At 67.1% G+C, this 17,150-nt stretch carries 12 protein-coding genes and 1 pseudogene; 4 read left to right on the top strand and 9 right to left on the bottom strand.

Going from position 1 to position 17,150, the window contains the following annotated elements; all coding sequences use genetic code 11:
* Positions 1-15: 15 nt before the first annotated feature.
* Positions 16-579 carry an elongation factor P gene (gene efp, locus AB0H00_RS05610; protein WP_357261299.1) on the bottom strand — a complete coding sequence of 188 codons (564 nt, stop codon included), beginning with the start codon at positions 577-579 and terminating at the stop codon, positions 16-18.
* 48 nt (positions 580-627) lie between these two features.
* Entirely contained in the window at positions 628-1,758 is a 1,131-nt protein-coding gene (locus AB0H00_RS05605; protein ID WP_357261296.1) for a Xaa-Pro peptidase family protein, read from the bottom strand.
* A 208-nt stretch (positions 1,759-1,966) separates the two neighbouring features.
* Here AB0H00_RS05605 and AB0H00_RS05600 point away from each other — a divergent pair, with 208 nt between their 5' ends.
* Entirely contained in the window at positions 1,967-2,422 is a 456-nt protein-coding gene (locus AB0H00_RS05600) for an A24 family peptidase (protein WP_357261292.1), read from the top strand.
* A gap of 74 nt (positions 2,423-2,496) precedes the next feature.
* Here the strand turns inward: AB0H00_RS05600 and AB0H00_RS05595 are convergent, their stop codons facing one another.
* Together AB0H00_RS05595 and AB0H00_RS05590 are read right to left on the bottom strand one after the other, a co-directional pair.
* Positions 2,497-6,897: a HAMP domain-containing protein gene (locus AB0H00_RS05595; protein ID WP_357261289.1), complete on the bottom strand. Its 4,401-nt coding sequence runs from the start codon at positions 6,895-6,897 to the stop codon at positions 2,497-2,499.
* Positions 6,898-6,931: 34 nt separating this feature from the next.
* Positions 6,932-7,351: a response regulator transcription factor gene (locus tag AB0H00_RS05590; protein WP_357261286.1), complete on the bottom strand. Its 420-nt coding sequence runs from the start codon at positions 7,349-7,351 to the stop codon at positions 6,932-6,934.
* Positions 7,352-7,646: 295 nt separating this feature from the next.
* On the opposite strand from AB0H00_RS05590, the gene aroC reads away from it, so the two are divergent.
* From aroC to aroB, 3 genes and pseudogenes are all read left to right on the top strand, one after another.
* Entirely contained in the window at positions 7,647-8,855 is a 1,209-nt protein-coding gene (aroC, locus tag AB0H00_RS05585; RefSeq protein ID WP_357262394.1) for a chorismate synthase, read from the top strand.
* Positions 8,852-9,379: pseudogene (locus AB0H00_RS05580) on the top strand (shikimate kinase); the annotation flags it as partial. The gene aroC and the pseudogene AB0H00_RS05580, both read left to right, overlap by 4 nt.
* A 356-nt stretch (positions 9,380-9,735) precedes the next feature.
* Complete coding sequence (aroB, locus tag AB0H00_RS05575; RefSeq protein WP_357261283.1) at positions 9,736-10,857, top strand: 3-dehydroquinate synthase; 1,122 nt, start codon at positions 9,736-9,738, stop codon at positions 10,855-10,857.
* A 165-nt stretch (positions 10,858-11,022) separates the two neighbouring features.
* Here the strand turns inward: aroB and AB0H00_RS05570 are convergent, their stop codons facing one another.
* From AB0H00_RS05570 to alaS, 5 genes are all read right to left on the bottom strand, one after another.
* On the bottom strand, positions 11,023-11,490 hold the full coding sequence (locus AB0H00_RS05570) for a B-4DMT family transporter (RefSeq protein ID WP_357261280.1): 468 nt from the start codon (positions 11,488-11,490) through the stop codon (positions 11,023-11,025).
* 106 nt (positions 11,491-11,596) lie between these two features.
* Positions 11,597-12,412, bottom strand: a complete 816-nt coding sequence (locus AB0H00_RS05565; RefSeq protein WP_357261277.1) for a shikimate dehydrogenase — start codon at positions 12,410-12,412, stop codon at positions 11,597-11,599.
* A complete protein-coding gene (gene mltG / locus AB0H00_RS05560) occupies positions 12,402-13,901 on the bottom strand; it encodes an endolytic transglycosylase MltG (RefSeq protein WP_357261274.1) in 1,500 nt (499 codons plus the stop codon). The genes AB0H00_RS05565 and mltG overlap by 11 nt, the downstream gene beginning before the upstream one ends.
* Positions 13,898-14,464: a Holliday junction resolvase RuvX gene (gene ruvX, locus AB0H00_RS05555; RefSeq protein WP_357262391.1), complete on the bottom strand. Its 567-nt coding sequence runs from the start codon at positions 14,462-14,464 to the stop codon at positions 13,898-13,900. The genes mltG and ruvX overlap by 4 nt, the downstream gene beginning before the upstream one ends.
* A complete protein-coding gene (alaS, locus tag AB0H00_RS05550) occupies positions 14,464-17,130 on the bottom strand; it encodes an alanine--tRNA ligase (RefSeq protein ID WP_357261271.1) in 2,667 nt (888 codons plus the stop codon). The genes ruvX and alaS overlap by 1 nt, the downstream gene beginning before the upstream one ends.
* Positions 17,131-17,150 lie beyond the last annotated feature (20 nt).

The following is a 17,150-nucleotide window of genomic DNA, read 5'->3' as shown; positions in this document are numbered from 1 at the left end:
CGCCGCGTCCGGCGATCAGGCGTTGACTCGGCCGAGATAGCTGCCGTCGCGCGAGTCGATGCGCAGCTTGTCGCCGGTGTTGATGAACAGGGGGACCTGCACCTCGGCGCCGGTTTCCAGGGTGGCGGGCTTGGTGCCACCGGTGGAGCGGTCACCCTGCAGGCCGATGTCGGTGTGCTGCACCACGAGCTCGATCGACACCGGGAGCTCGACGTACAGCGGCGCACCCTCGTGCGTGGCAACCTGCACGGTCATGTTCTCGAGCAGGAACCGGGCACCGTTGCCGATGGTCTCCTCCGAGATCGAGATCTGATCGAAGGTCTCGCCGTCCATGAAGACGTAGTCCGAGCCGTCGTGGTAGAGGTAGGTCATGTCGCGGCGGTCGACGTTGGCGGTCTCCACCTTCACCCCGGCGTTGAAGGTCTTGTCGACCACCTTGCCGGACACGACGTTCTTCAGCTTGGTCCGCACGAACGCGGGGCCCTTGCCCGGCTTGACATGCTGGAACTCGACGATCTGCTGGAGCTGACCGTCGATCTTCAGCACAAGGCCGTTCTTGAAGTCGCTGGTGTCCGCCACTGTCCTCGGATCTCCTCGTTCTACCACTCGGTCTAGGGCCGACCGGCGTCAGTCGACGACGGTCAAGTCTTTGCTGGTGTGGGTGAGCAGCTCCGGGCCCCCTTCACGCACCACGAGAGTGTCCTCGATCCGGACCCCGCCGCGGCCGGGAAAATACACACCTGGTTCGACGGTCACCGCCACGCCCGACAAAAGTGTACCGGTTCCCGTTTTCGCGATTCCCGGCGCTTCGTGGACCCGGAGCCCAACCCCGTGCCCGAGACTGTGCACGAACAGCTTGCCGTGCCCAGCTGCCTCGATCACCGACCGCGACGCCGCATCCACATCGGCGACCTGCACCCCGGGTCGCAGCGCCTCGCGTCCCGCGCGCTGAGACTCCTCGACCAGCGCGTACACCTCGCGCTGCCAATCGGTCGGCGCGCCGAGCACGAAGGTGCGGGTCATGTCGGAGTGGTAGCCGCCGACCACCGCGCCGAAGTCCAGCTTGACGAAATCGCCCGCGCCGAGCACAGCCTCGGTCGGGCGGTGATGCGGGACGGCCGAATTCGCTCCGGTCGCCACGATCGTCTCGAACGCGACCGCTTCGGCGCCGTGCTCGAACATGGCCCACTCGAGATCCCTGGCCACCTGACGTTCGGTGCGGCCGGGGCGCAGGGCGCCGCGCTCCAACAGCGTGGCGAGACCCGCATCGCCCACCGCGCAGGCCGCACGCAGCTGGTCGACCTCGTAGGCGTCCTTCACCATGCGCAACTGCTCTACCAGGCCGGGCGTGGCGACGAACTCCAGGCCGGTGCGCTGTTCGATGTAGCCGTGGTGCTGGTCGACGGTGACGACGTGGCTCTCGAAACCGACTCGGCCGAGTTGCCACTCCCCCGCCAGTTCCACGATCCGGCGGGCAGTGGCCCGTGCGATCTCCGCGCGGAGGTCCGGCACCTGCTCCGCGACCTGCGTCCGGTAACGCCCGTCGGTGCCGATCACCGTGCGCTCTTCGGCATCGTGTGTGTCCCAGGAGCACACCAGCACCGCTGCGTTGGACCCGGTGAATCCGGTCAGGTACCGGATGTTGACCAGGTCGGTGACGAGCAGCGCATCGACCCCGTTCTCGACGAGCAAGTTCCGCAGCGCCCCGCGGCGCGCGGCGAAATCTGGGCGGAGCGGCGGGGCGTGGTCAGCACACATGGGTCCAAGCTACCGCCGGAATGTCGCGATATGGCCACTCAACACGTACGGCCGAGCTCTCGCGCTTTCCACGACAGATGCCTGGTCGCTGCTATAAGCCGCGTCCGCTGGCAACGGTCCGACTCGGTCACTGTTCACAAACCGAGGGGTTGTCCACATTTGGGCGCGGGCGGTTGATCGGGGTGGACGGGCGGCGGAGGTTGGAGGCATGTCCCCCATCGCTTTCGCGCTACTGACCGGGTGGTGTTCGGCCTTGACTATTATCGACCTCAGACATCGACGCCTGCCCGATGCGCTCACCGGCTGGGGCGCGGCGGGCATTTTCGGATACGCACTGTGCACAGCGCAATTCACATCCGCGCTGCTCGGCGCGGCGCTACTGGCGGTGCCGTATCTGGTGATTCATCTGGTCGCCCCCGCCGCATTCGGTGCGGGTGATGTGAAACTCGCGGTCGGGCTCGGTGCGGTGGCGGCCCGCGGTGGAGCGCAGGCCTGGGTATGGGCGGCCATCACGGCTCCGGTTCTCACCGCCTGCGCCGGTCTTGTCCTGCTGGCCGTCCGCCGGATGCGGGCGCGGGACGCCGGTCGGTCTCTCGTTCCACACGGCCCGGCAATGTGCCTGACGACTCTGGTCGCGGTTGTTCCCACCGCCTGGCCGACATGATGACCACGAGCCCACGCCCGCCTCCAGTGTTCGCCCGCCGCGTGGACCTCCAGGCTGCCAGCAGGGATGAGAACCTAAGCTCGGATATCGAGATCTACTACACGGACTGGTTCGGTGCTCGCCCGCTCCATGGCTTGCAACCAGCGGTTGATGCAGCCCAGGAGTTCGTCGGGGTCGACGGGCTTGGTGATGTAGTCGGTGGCACCGGATGCCAAGCTCTTCTCCCGATCGCCTGCCATGGCCTTAGCGGTGACCATGATGATGGGGAGCCGGTCGAAGCGGGGCATCTTTCGTATCGCTGCGGTGGTGGCGTAACCGTCCATCTCCGGCATCATCGCGTCCATCACGATCACGTCGACGTCCTGGTTGGCCTGCAGCATTTCGATGCCCTTCCGCCCATTGGGCGCGTGCTCGACGGACATCCCGTTCAGTTCCAATATTTCCGCGATCGCCAGGACATTGCGCGCATCGTCGTCGATGAGCAGGACCTTGCGCCCCTCCAGCCCGGGCTGCCCTGTCCGCTTAGCTGGTGTTTCGAGCTTCGAATGGTGAGGGTGAGTCAGCAGCAGCATTAACCGTTCGCGAAACTCGTCCGGCGAAACCAGCAGTTCGACCCGATGATTTCGGGCATCCTCCTCGGTAAGCCTTTCCCGGTCAGGACCTCGCTCACGGACCGGATGCGCAAGCAACGGAATACTTCTCGCGTCCGTGTCCTCGGCAAGCCCGCGCAGAAATTCCGGCGCGGACAGGCCCGGCAGGCTCGCGTCCAGCAAGACACACCGATATGGACAGGCGGGCAACACCTTTAGTGCCTCATCGAGGGTACCGACTGATTCGATGCGGACCGGCCCTGCGGTGTCCTCCAACGCCGTGACGACCCCGTGGACAAGCCGGCTCAGCGGCCTGTCGCCTTGGTCTTCGACGACCAGCACCGAACGATCCATAAGCTTCGCTCGTGTCCTCGAGTAGGTGGTGATCTCCGGTTGCGGCGTCACGGGCAGGTAGAGCGTGAATGTGCTGCCGACGCCGAGCTGGCTTTCGGCCCGAATCTCGCCACCGAGCAAGTTCGCCACCTGCCTGCTGATCGACAGACCGAGGCCGGTACCGCCGTATCGACGACTGGTGGTGCCGTCGGCTTGCTGAAACGCGGCGAAGATGGTCTCCAAATTCTGCTCGGCGATACCGATTCCGGTGTCGCTCACGGAGAACGCGATGTGGTTGTCCAACCGCCGCACTCTGAGCCGGATCATCCCTTTCTCGGTGAACTTGACCGCGTTGGACAGTAAGTTGCGCAGCACCTGACGCAGCCGCTGCTCATCGGTGTTGAGGTGGGCGGGAACAGCCGGCTCGACATCGACGTCGAACTCGAGGCCCTTCTGGCTGATGAGTGGCTGGAACGTGGCCTGCACGTACTCCAGCAATTGCCGCAGCGGAACGAGCTCCCTTTGAAGCTCCATCTTCCCCGCCTCGACCTTGGACAGATCGAGAATATCGTCGATCAACTGCTGCAGTTCCTTGCCTGCGGACTGGATCACGTTGGCGAACTCGACCTGCTTCGGGGTCAGATTCCGGCTCGAGTTCTGTGTCAATATGCCTGCCAGGATGAGCAGGCTGGTCAACGGTGTGCGTAGCTCGTGCGACATGTTCGCGAGGAATTCCGACTTGTATTTCGACGCCAGCGCAACCTGTTGGGCTCGTTCTTCGATTTCCCGCCGATTCTGTTCGATTTCGAAGTTCTTCATTTCGATATCGCGGTTCTGACGCACGAGCAACTCTGCTTTTTCTTCGAGTGCCGCATTGGAGTTTTGCAGTTCTCCCGCGAGTCGCTGCGATTCCTCCAGTAAGGAGTCGGTACGCGCATTGGCCATTATCGTATTGACATTCACGCCGATGCTTTCCATCAGCTGTTCGAGAAAATCTTGCTGTACGACCGTGAATCGGCTGAAGGAGGCCAGTTCGATCACGCCGAGCACCTGATCCTCGAACACTATCGGCAGCACGATCAGGTTGACGGGCTGTGCGGCACCGAGACCGGAGGAGATCTGGACGTATTCCGGCGGCGTCCGGTCGACCACGATCGCCGTTTTGGTCAGCGCCACCTGGCCGACCAGCGACTGGCCGAGTTCGAATGCGGTACTACCGTTTTCCTTGCGCCCGTAGCCAGCGATCAGCCGCAGTTGGACACGTTTCCCTTCCGACTCCATGAAGAAGAATGCGCCATATTGGGCGCCGACAAGCGGGGTGACCTGGTTCATGATCAGCTGGGCGACGGCGCTGAGATCCCGGTGTCCCTGCAGACGTCCGGATATCCGAGCCAGGTTGGTATTGAGCCATGCCTGCTCTTCGTTGGTGCGGGTGGTTTCGCGTAGGGAGTGAACCATCGCGTTGATATTGTTCTTGAGTTCGGCGACCTCACCTTTCGCCTCGACAGCGATCGACCGGGTCAGGTCTCCAGTCGCCACCGCGCTAGTGACCTCGGCGATGGCCCGCACCTGACGGGTCAGGTTGCCGGCCAGCTCGTTGACGTTCTCGGTCAGACGCTTCCACGTTCCGGACACGCCCTCGACCTCGGCCTGTCCGCCGAGCCGACCGTCCTTGCCCACCTCGCGTGCCACCCTGGTCACCTCGGCCGCGAACGAGGACAAGGTGTCGACCATCGTGTTGATGGTGGTCTTGAGCTCCAGGATCTCGCCGCGCGCATCGACGTCGATCTTCTGCGACAGGTCGCCGCGCGCGACCGCTGTGGTGACCTGGGCGATGGAACGAACCTGGCTGGTCAGGTTGCCCGCCATCGAGTTCACATTGTCGGTGAGGTTCTTCCAGGTGCCTGCGACATTGGGCACCCGCGCTTGCCCGCCGAGTATGCCTTCGGTGCCCACCTCTCGCCCCACGCGGGTGACCTCGTCAGCGAACGACGACAGAGTGTCGACCATCGTGTTGATGGTGTGCGCCAGCGCGGCGACCTCGCCCTTGGCTTCAACGGTCACTTTCTGCGACAGATCGCCACGTGCCACCGCGGTGGCGACCTGGGCGATCGAACGAACCTGGTCGGTCAAGTTGTCCGCCATGACGTTGACCGACTCGGTCAGGCCTTTCCAGGTGCCGGATACGCCCTTCACGTCGGCCTGCCCGCCGAGCCGTCCCTCGGTGCCGACCTCACGGGCGACGCGGGTGACCTCGTCGGCGAACGACGACAGAGTGTCGACCATCGTGTTGATGGTGTCTTTCAGTTCCAGGATTTCCCCTCTGGCGTCCACCCGGATCTTCTGCGATAGATCGCCACGTGCCACCGCGGTGGCGACCTGGGCGATCGAACGAACCTGGTCGGTCAAGTTGTCCGCCATGACGTTGACCGACTCGGTCAGGCCTTTCCAGGTGCCGGATACGCCCTTCACGTCGGCCTGCCCGCCGAGCCGTCCCTCGGTGCCGACCTCACGGGCGACGCGGGTGACCTCGTCGGCGAACGACGACAGAGTGTCGACCATCGTGTTGATGGTGTCTTTCAGTTCCAGGATTTCCCCTCTGGCGTCCACCCGGATCTTCTGCGACAGATCGCCACGTGCCACCGCGGTGGTGACCTGGGCGATCGAACGAACCTGGTCGGTCAAGTTGTCCGCCATGAAGTTCACCGACTCCGTCAGGCCCTTCCAGGTGCCCGAGACACCCAGCACCTGGGCTTGGCCGCCGAGCCGTCCCTCGGTGCCGACCTCACGCGCGACGCGGGTGACCTCGTCGGCAAAAGCCGAGAGCTGGTCCACCATCGTGTTGATCGTCGACTTCAGCTCCAGGATTTCTCCGCGGGCGTCCACGGTGATCTTCTGCGACAGATCGCCACGTGCCACCGCGGTCGTCACCTCCGCGATCGACCGAACCTGTGCCGTGAGGTTGCCCGCCATGATGTTCACGGATTCGGTGAGGTCCCGCCATGTTCCGGACACCCCGGGCACTCTTGCCTGGCCACCCAGCCGTCCCTCATTGCCGACCTCCCTGGCGACACGGGTCACCTCGTCGGCAAAAGCCGAGAGCTGGTCCACCATCGTGTTGATGGTGATTTTCAGCTCCAGCAACTCTCCTTTGACATCCACCGCGATCTTCTGCGACAGGTCGCCCTGCGCCACCGCGGTGGCCACGCCGGCGATGTCGCGGACCTGAGCGGTGAGGTTGTCCGCCATCGCGTTCACCGACTCGGTCAAATCCTTCCAGGTGCCCGACACCCCTGGCACCGAAGCCTGGCCGCCGAGCTTGCCCTCGGTACCCACCTCCCGGGCGACACGGGTGACCTCGGTGGTGAAGAGCGAGAGCTGGTCCACCATGCCGTTGAAGACGGTGGCGATCTCGTCCAGCAGCGGGTCACCTACCTCGGGCAGGTACCGCCGGAAGTCACCGTCCCGCACGGCCTTGAGGCCGTCCAGCAAGGGCTGCAGCCGTTCGTCGTTGCTGCTCACCAATTCCGTGGTCGCGGTGTACTGGACCATCGGTATACCTGCCTCACTTCGCCTGTCCAGCCGGTCAATGTCCGAGGTCGACCTCGAAGCAATCCTGGCCGGCGGCGACCCGCCGGATGGCGTCCAGTAGGTCGTCGAACATCCCGGTCTTGAGTACCAGGCCGGCACCACCCGCCGCGATCACCCGGTCCACCATGGCCCGGTTCGCATCCCCGGTGAAAATCAACACCCTGGTCTGGGGAGACACCGTGTGCAGCCGCCCGATCGCATCGATCCCGTCTCCATCGGGCAGCCGACGGTCGAGCAGAGTGACGTGTGGTTGGTATCGGCTCGCAGCACCGATCGCATCCTCGACCGACCTCGCTATTTCGATGACCTCGATGTCGTCGACGAGCTCGAAGGCGGAGTCCAACGCCATCACCACCATGGGGTGATCTTCCGCCACCAGCAGCCGTGTACGGCCAGGGTCGACATCAGCCGACATAGACGTAAGCTTACGTCGATGCTGGTTCGTTGCTGCCGGATTTCCACGAGTTGTATTTCTGATCGCGATTCATGATCGGAATTTCGTCCTCGCAGATTCCAGGTCGCGGCTGTCCACATGTCGAGTTTTCGATCTTTCACCGACGATTTCGAGCGCGGTGGACAACATGCGCTGCGGCGGCGGCTCATGGTCTGTCGTGGGCCGGCTATGGCCGATGCCGCAGGTGTGACGGCAGTGCCCGCCGTCGGCGGGCCACGTTCCGAAGCACCCGCGTCGACATGGGAAGATGAACAGCGTGCTGCGCTGGATAACTGCCGGAGAATCCCATGGTCCCGCTCTCGTCACGATCCTCGACGGGATGGTGGCCGGTATCGAGGTGACGTCCGACGAGATCTCCGAGCAACTGGCACGCCGCAGGCTCGGGTACGGGCGCGGCGCGCGGATGAAGTTCGAGGCCGACAAGGTCACAGTCCTCGGCGGCGTGCGGCACGGACGCACCATGGGCGGCCCAGTGGCCATCGAGATCGCCAACTCCGAATGGCCGAAGTGGACCACAGTGATGTCCGCCGATCCAGTCGATCCGACCGAACTCGCCGACCTGGCCCGCAACGCTCCGCTGACCCGGCCACGCCCCGGGCATGCCGACTACTCCGGCATGCTCAAGTACAACTTCGACGACGCCCGCAACGTCCTCGAGCGCGCCAGCGCACGGGAGACCGCCGCGCGCGTCGCGGCGGGCACCGTCGCGCGCAACTTCTTGCGCCAGGCGTTCGGCGTGGCGGTCGTCTCGCATGTGGTCTCCATCGGCGCGGCGCGGAACACCACCGGCATCGTGCCAACCGCCGCCGACCTCGCCGCAGTCGATGAGAGCCCGGTGCGCGCGTTCGACAAGGACGCCGAGGCGGCGATGATCGCCGAGATCGAAGCGGCCAAGAAGGATGGCGACACTCTCGGCGGCGTGGTCGAGGTGGTGGTCGAGGGCCTCCCGGTCGGCCTCGGCTCGTTCACCAGCGGCGAGAACCGTCTGGACTCGCGGCTCGCCGCCGCGCTCATGGGCATCCAGGCCATCAAGGGCGTCGAGGTCGGCGACGGCTTCGAGACCGCGCGCCGGCGCGGCAGCCAGGCGCACGACGAGATGCGGCCCGGCCCCGACGGCGTCCTGCGCTCCACCAACCGCGCTGGTGGGCTCGAGGGCGGTATGACCAACGGCGAGGCGTTGCGCGTGCGTGCCGCGATGAAGCCGATCTCCACCGTGCCGCGCGCACTGTCCACCGTCGACATGACCACGGGCGAGGAAGCCGTTGCCATCCACCAGCGCTCCGACGTGTGCGCCGTACCCGCCGCGGGCGTGGTCGCCGAATCGATGGTGGCGCTGGTCGTCGCGCAGGCCGCGCTGGAGAAGTTCGGCGGTGACTCGCTCACCGAAACCCTCGAGAACATCACCAGCTACGTCAAGCGCATCAGCACCCGGCCCCACGTGTCAGCGGACAGTCGGCCGCAATGATCGTGCAGACCGACCCGCGCACCCCGCGCGTGGTGCTGGTCGGACCGCCGGGGGCGGGGAAATCCACGATCGGCCGCAAACTCGCCAGGGAACTCGGTGTCGAGCTGTACGACACCGACGCCGGGATCGAGCGCGAAACCGGTCGCACGATCCCGGAGATTTTCGTCGAGGACGGTGAACCCGAGTTCCGCAGGATCGAGGAGGGGGTGGTGCGCCGCGCTATCCTGGCCCAACGCGGGGTCGTCTCGCTCGGCGGCGGCGCCGTGCTGTCCGCGAACACAAGGACGCTGCTGCGCAATCGCACCGTCGTCTACTTGGAAATCAGTGTGGCCGAAGGGCTTCGGCGCACCGGGGCGAGCACGCAGCGACCGCTGCTCAACGGCGCGGACGCCGCCGCGAAGTACCGGGAGCTGATGCGCACCCGCCGCCCGCTCTATCGTGAGGTGGCGACCGTGCGGGTACGCACCGACAGCCGCAGCCCGAGTCGCGTCGTACGGATGATCATGACCAAACTCGGCATGGAACCAGTCGAGCCGACCACGGCCGAGCCGGATCCTGAGCAGCAACGCACCGGAATTCCGCAGGGCAGCAGCCGATCGCGGGGCCGGCGGCGCGCCAGAGCCCGGGCGGCCGCGCAACGCAGGACCGCCGACCCGAGTGAGAGCACCGACGTCGGGGCAGCTCCTGCGCCGGAATCCGGCGCGCCCCTCCGGCCGCGCCGCGCTCGAAGGGGCACCGCGAGCGAGCCCGACGCCGCGGGCGTGGCCGGATCCGGGGACACCTCGGCGTCCAGCGGCCGAACCAGGCGCGCCCGCGCGCGGCGCGCCCGCGCACGGACACCGCAACAGTCAGCGACAGCAACAGAATCGGAGCAAGCCACGTGACAGAGCCGAGTCGTCTCGAAGTCCGGACCGCCGACCCGTACCCGGTGATCATCGGCCGCGGGTTGCTCGACGAACTCGTCGAGTCGGTCCGCGGAGCGACCACGGGCGTGCGGACCGTGGCGATCTTCCACCAGCCGCCGCTCACCGAAACCGCTGAGGCAGTGCGGAAGGCCTTGGCCGACAACGGTATGGACGCACATCGCATCGAAATCCCGGACGCCGAGGCGGGCAAGGACCTGCCCGTCGCCGGGTTCTGCTGGGAGGTGCTCGGGCGCATCGGCCTGATGCGCAACGACGTCGTGGTCAGCCTCGGCGGCGGCGCGGCGACCGACCTGGCCGGCTTCGTCGCCGCCACCTGGATGCGCGGGGTGCGGATCGTGCACGTCCCGACCACGTTGCTGGCCATGGTCGACGCGGCCGTCGGCGGCAAGACCGGCATCAACACCGAGGCGGGCAAGAACCTGGTCGGCTGCTTCCACGAGCCGGCGGCCGTGCTGGTCGACCTGGCCACGCTGGAAACAGTGCCGCGCAACGAGATCGTGGCGGGTATGGCCGAGATCATCAAGGCCGGATTCATCGCCGACCCGGTGATCCTCGACTTGGTGGAGCGCGACCCGGCGGCCGCGCTCGACCCGACCGGCGAGGTGCTTCCTGAGCTGATCCGCCGCGCGATCCAGGTGAAGGCCGATGTGGTCGCCGCCGATCTGAAGGAAGCCGCCCTCCGCGAGATCCTCAACTACGGCCATACCCTCGGCCATGCGATCGAGCGGCGGGAGCGCTACCGCTGGCGGCACGGCGCCGCGGTCTCCGTGGGGCTGGTGTTCGCCGCCGAGCTAGGCCGCCTCGCGGGCCGCCTCGACGACGCCACCGCCGACCGGCACCGCGCGATCCTCACTGCCGTGGGGCTGCCGACCAGCTATGACGCCGATGCCCTTCCCCAGCTGCTCGACGCCATGCAGACCGACAAGAAGACCCGGTCAGGCGTGCTGCGGTTCGTCGTGCTCGACGGCCTCGCCAAGCCCGGCCGCCTGGAGGGACCGGACCCGGCCCTGCTGGCCGCCGCGTACTCGGCGATCGCCCGCGAGGACAGCTCGAGCGGCGGCGCGGTTCTGCTCTAGCGCGCGGCCATGCCACCGCGACCGACGCGCTGCCCTCGACCCGAGGTGATCCCAACCATGCCGACCGCTGCACGCGCACGGCCCCCAGGCTCGCGCAGCCGACCGGTGCGTGGGGCCCGGATACGCGACGACGCGGTCTTGGACCGGGGGCGTGCCGTTTGTGGGTCAGAGCGCGATGGCGTGCGCGTGCGGCGGCGTGGGCCGCTTGGCGCCCCGCCGTTCGGCCAGGATCCGACCGATGCCGACACCGATCAGCGCGGGCACGAAGATCAGCAGGACGATGAAGGACGCGCCCGCGGTGAGTTCGAAGAGCAGGCCGTTGTCACCGAGATCGAACCGCGGCAGCCAGTCCAGGATCCAGGCGACCAACCCACTGCCGACGCCGCCGACGACGGCTGCTTTCAGCCAGAGGAGGGTCAGATCGGAGCCGCGATCCGGGGCCGGTCCGGCGGAACGGTCCGCGCGGCCATCCAACAGACCCCAGGACACGATGGCTGCGACCAGCACGATCAGGCATAGGATGCGCATCCACGCGCCGTGCGTGGGCCAATTCACCATCGCAAACCCGAGCACGGTACGCAGGATGACCACCAGCGCGCCGAGCACGGCGGCCCGCAACACCCAACCATTCATGCCGACCACCATAACCTCGAGCTGCCCGGATCGAAACTAGAACTCGTACTAGTTTCTCCGTCATTACGTATGGCCCGCCCGGCGCGCGGAAGCGGCGCCCGTAGACCTATGCGGCGCCCGCCAGCGCGGCGGCCATCTCCGCGCGCGGTGCCGGTTGCCCGGTGAACTGCGCGACCTGCCCATAGGCTTGGTTCAGCAGCATCTGCAGTCCGCTGACCACGGTGTGCCCCGCGCGCTCGACGGCCTCGGCCAGCGCGGTCGGCCACGGGTCGTAGATCGCGTCGAGCACCACGGGGGCCGATGCCACCTGGTCCGCGACGGCCGCAGCGGCGGTCGCGGGGATGGTGCTCACCACGGCGCCCGCGGACGCGCAGGCCGCACCGATGGCGGCGGCGTCGAAGCCGACCAGGGCGGCGGCCATCCCGAGCCGGTCCGCGAGCTCCAGTGCGCCGACGGCCCGCCCAGCGTCCCGCGCGATCACGGTGACCGCCTTCGCGCCCAGCTCAGCCATCGCCAGCAGCGCGGGCCGCGCGGTACCGCCCGCGCCGAGCACTACTCCTTCGGCCAGCTCGGTGACCCCTCCGCCGCGCAGCGCGCCGAATACCCCGTCCACGTCGGTGCAGTCCGCCCGCCAGCCGCTCTCGGTACGAACCAGCGTGTTGGCCGACCCGACCAGCACAGCCCGATCGGTGCGCTCACTCGCATAGGCCAGGGCGGCCTCCTTGCCCGGCATCGTCACCGAGAGCCCGACCCACTCCGGCCCCAGCCCGTCGACGACACTCGGCAGCTGCTCGGCCGAGCACTCGATGCGTTCATAGGTCCAGCTCAATCCGAGCGCGCGATAGGCGGCCAGATGCAGCTGCGGGGACCGGGAGTGCGCTATCGGCTTGCCGAGCACCGCCGCCTTGCGATTACCGGCCACTGTCCAGAATTCCGCTCTGCCTTGCCTTCTCGATGTTGCGCAGGTGCTCCTGGTAGCCGTCCGTGAACAGGGTGGTGCCCTGCTTGTCGACGGTGACAAAATACAGCCACGGCCCTGGCTCCGGATTCTCCATAGCGCGTAGCGCATTCAGCGACGGCGCCGAGATCGGCGTGGCGGGCAGGCCGGGCATCGCGTAGGTATTCCATGGGTTGTGCTGGGCCCGGTCGGTGTCGGTGGTCGCGACCTCGGTGCGGTCCAGGGTGTAGTTCACCGTCGAATCGAACTGCAGCGGCTGATCGACCCGCAACCGGTTCACGATCACGCGCGCCACCTTGGACATGTCCTGCGGCAACGCTTCCCGCTCGACCAGCGAGGCCCCGATCAGCGTCTGGTAGGGGTTCAGCTTGGTCTCGGCGCCCGACTGCAGCAGCCCGGTGCCCTCGTAACTGCGCGCACTGGCGGTCACCAGCTGCGCGAGGATTTGCTCGGGCGTGCCACTCGGATCGAAATCCCAGGTGCCCGCCGCGATCAGGCCCTCGAGCTGCCTGCCGCGATCGGGGACGTTGCGCACGACCTGCTCGGCCCAGCGCGGCACCCCGAGCGCAGCCAGGTTCACGCCCGCGCCCGCGGCGTCGAGCTGGTCATAAGTCACGCACTTCTGGGTTGGCCCCGTTCCGACGCAGCTGGCGTCCGCGATCTTGCGGTAGATGCCTTCCTTGCGGGATCCGGTATTCACGTCCTGCTGGTCGTGCAGCTGACGCCCCTCGGACACCACCAAATTGCCGACCCGAGAGGACTTGCTGATCAGGGCAGTCACCGCCTGCGCGGCGGGGCTGCGGCTGGGGATCGCGTAGTAACCGGGTTGCACGGCGCTCATGTTCGAGTTGCGCACCGCCGCCTGAAAGAATGCGCCCGTGCTGGCGACGACGCCGCGCTCGACCATGGTGGAGGCGATCTGCTGGGACGTGTCGCCCGGCTGCACCTGCACCACCACGAGCGGGCCCGCCGGACCCGCGAAATCCTCCGGGCCGGACATGCTGCCGATCAGTTTCATTCCCGCGAACACCGCGGCGCCGGTGAACAGCAGCACGAAGACACCGGCGATGATCCACAGGTTCCTGCGCCGCCGCTTGCGCTCAGCCGCCTTGCGCGAAGCGGCCCGAGAGCGCTTGCCGCGCTGCAAGCGTGTGGGGCGCTCCCGCTGCGCCCGCTTCGAGCGGCGCGCCTCTTGGCGGCCCACGCGCGGACGTTGGTTTCCGGTTCGCGGGCCGGGCGGTGGCGGCTCGTCGTCGTCATCGACGTAGCGGGGGATGACAGTGGTGTCATCGTCGTAATCGTCGTAGTCGGGCCCGACGACGTGATGGTGCGCGGGCGCGCCTCCGTCGTCGTATTCGTCGTATTCATCCCAGGCCCGGTCGTCTCTGCGGTAACGCCGATCAGCTTCACGCTGTCTGAACAGTTCCTCGGCCCGCGCCCACCGATCCGTCATGCATCGTCCCCGGACGACACAGGGCGTCCCGCTTCCACCGACCTCAACACCGCACTCCGTTCGTCCAACCATCCTTGCAGGATCGACACGGCCGCCGCCTGATCGATCACCTGCCGCTGGCCACGCGCGCGAACTCCACTGTCCCGCAATGCACGTGCAGCTGACACCGTAGTCAAACGTTCGTCGGAAAGCCGGACAGGCACCGGGGCGACAGCAGCCCGCAATCGCTCAGCGAATGCGATGGCCAGCGTAGCGGCAGTGCCCTTCTCCCCGCGCAATGTTCGCGGCAATCCTACGACGACCTCTACAGCCTCGTACTCCCGCACAATTTCGGCAATTCTGCCGATATCGGGAGCCGCCCTGGAAGTACGCTGATTCTGTTTCGCGCGCGAGACGGTCTCCACCGGCGTGGCGAGGATGCCGTCGGGATCGCAGGCGGCAACCCCGATGCGGACGGTGCCGACATCGACGCCGATCCGCCTGCCCCGCCCTGGATCGGTGTCAGGATGCGGCCGGTCGGAGCCGCGTGGCGCCGCTCGCTCCGGACTTTCGGCGTCGTCCATCACCCGGCCAGTTCAGCCACCCGAGCGCGGACCGCGGCCAGGCCCGCTGGAATGCCGGACGGATCCGAACCGGCGCCCTGCGCCATCTCCGGCTTGCCACCGCCGCGTCCCGCGATGCTGGGGCCGAAGCTGCCGACAAGATCACCGGACTTGACGCCGAGTTCCTGGGCGGGCTTGTTCACGGCCACCACGAACGGCACCTTGCCGTCGGCGTTGCCGAGCAGCACCACCACGGCGGGTTCGGTGCCGAACCGGCCACGGATATCGGTGGCCAGTGTCCGCAGATCGCCGGCCGGCACGCCCTCGGGCGCGGCGACGGCGACCAGCAGCAGGCGGCCGATCCGCTCGGCCTCCTGGACGAACTTGCCGGCCGCGGACAGCACGGCGGCCGTCCTGGCCCGCTCGAGCTCCTTCTCGGCCACCTTGAGCCGCTCCACCAGCTGCTCGACGCGGGCAGGCACCTCCTCCGAGGGCACCTTCAGCGACGACGCGACACCAGCCAGCAGCGCTCGCTCCTTAGCCAGGTACTTGTAGGAGTCCAGGCCGACAAACGCCTCGACGCGCCGCACACCGGAGCCGACCGACGACTCGCCGAGCACCGTGATCGGACCGATCTGCGAGGAATGCTGCACGTGCGTGCCACCGCAGAGCTCCATCGAGAACGGGCCGCCGATCTCGACGACGCGGACCTCGCTGCCGTAATTCTCGCCGAACAGCGCCAGGGCGCCCATCTGCTTGGCCTTCGGCAGGTCGGTGACGAAGGTGTTGACCGGAAAGTCCGAGCCGACCGCGTCGTTGGATACGGCCTCGATGTCGGCCTTCTGATGCTCGGACAGCTGGCCCTGCCAGTTGAAGTCGAAGCGCAGGTAGCCCGGCTTGTTCAGCGAGCCCGCCTGTACCGCGTTCGGGCCGAGCACCTGACGCAAGGCGGCGTGCACCATGTGCGTGCCGGAGTGCCCCTGGGTGGCGCCGCGCCGCCAGGCCGGGTCGGCCTGGGCGAGCACCACGTCGCCCTCGGTGATCTGGCCCTGCTCGACCGTGGTCTTGTGCACCCAAAGCTTCTTGGCGATCTTCTGCACGTCATTGACGCGCACCTTCAGGCCGGACGCGGTGATGCTGCCGCGGTCGGCGATCTGGCCGCCGGATTCGGCGTAGAGGGGGCTGCGTTCCAGGATCACCTCGACGTCCTGGCCCGCAGTCGCGGTCGGCACCCGCACGCCGTCGCAGATCAGGGCCAGCACCGTGGCCTCGGAGGTCAGCTCGTCGAATCCGGTGAACTCGGTAGCGCCGCGATCGACCAGTTCCTTGTAGACGGTCAGGTCGGCGTGGGCGTGCTTGCGGGACTGCGCGTCCTCCTTGGCGCGCTTGCGCTGCTCGGCCATGAGCGAGCGGAAGCCCTCCTCGTCGACCGAGAGACCGGCCTCGGCGGCCATCTCCAGGGTCAGATCGATCGGGAAGCCGTAGGTGTCGTGCAAAGTGAAGGCGTCCGACCCGGCGATCGTCGCACCGCCCCCGGCCTTCACCGCGGTCGCGGTGTTCTCGAACAGCGTAGAGCCGGTGTTCAGCGTCTTCAGGAACGCCGTCTCCTCGCCGACCGCGACGGTCTCGATACGGCGGAAGTCGGTGGACAGTTCCGGATAGGACGGGGTCATGAGATCGCTGACGACCTTCATGAACTCGCCCATCACCGGTTTCTCGGCGCCGAGCAGGCGGGCCGAACGCACGATGCGGCGAAGCAGGCGACGCAGCACGTAGCCGCGGCCGTCGTTGCCCGGGTTCACACCGTCGGCGATCAACATGGCGGCAGTGCGGGCGTGGTCGGCGATCACGCGGAAGCGCACGTCGTCCTCGTGCTGCACGCCGTAGGAGCGACCGGTCAGCTCCTCGGCCTTGTCGATGATCGGGCGCAGCAAATCTGTCTCGTAGACATTGTCCACGCCCTGCAGCAGCAATGCGATCCGCTCAACACCCATACCGGTGTCGATGTTCTTCTTCGGCAGTGTCCCGACCGGCGGATGGCCCAGCTTCGGACTCAGCTCGCCACGGATGTCCTGCATGAATACGAGATTCCAGATCTCGAGGTAGCGGTCCTCGTCGGCGACCGGCCCACCATCGCGGCCGTGCTCCGGACCGCGGTCGTAGTAGATCTCCGAGCACGGACCGCCTGGGCCAGGCACGCCCATGTCCCAGTAATTGTCTTTGCCGTCGCGGAACTGGATCCGCTCCGCGGGGATGCCCGCGACCCGGCGCCAGATTTCGGCCGCCTCCGGGTCGTCCTGGTACACGGTCACCCAGATCCGTTCGGGATCGAACCCGTAGCCGCCTTCATCCTGGGGCTTGCTGATCAGCTCCCAGGCGAGGGTGATCGCCCCCTCCTTGAAGTAGTCACCGAAGGAGAAGTTCCCAGCCATCTGGAAGAACGTGTTGTGCCGCGTGGTGACACCGACCTCCTCGATGTCGCCGGTGCGGACGCATTTCTGCACGCTCGTCGCCCGCGGGTAGGGCGGCGCCTCCTGACCCAGGAAGTACGGCTTGAACTGAACCATGCCCGCGTTGACGAACAGCAGGTTCGGGTCGGCCAGGATCAGCGAGGCGCTCGGCACCTCGGTGTGGCCGGCCCGAAGGAAATGGTCCAGAAAACGCCGGCGGATCTCGTGGGTCTGCACAGAAATCCAGCCTACCGGTG

Origin of the sequence: Nocardia sp. NPDC023852, from assembly GCF_040639505.1 — a bacterium.
GTDB lineage: Bacteria > Actinomycetota > Actinomycetes > Mycobacteriales > Mycobacteriaceae > Nocardia.
Note: the sequence above shows the minus strand (reverse complement) of the source record. Positions and strands in the feature narration are given on the sequence as shown.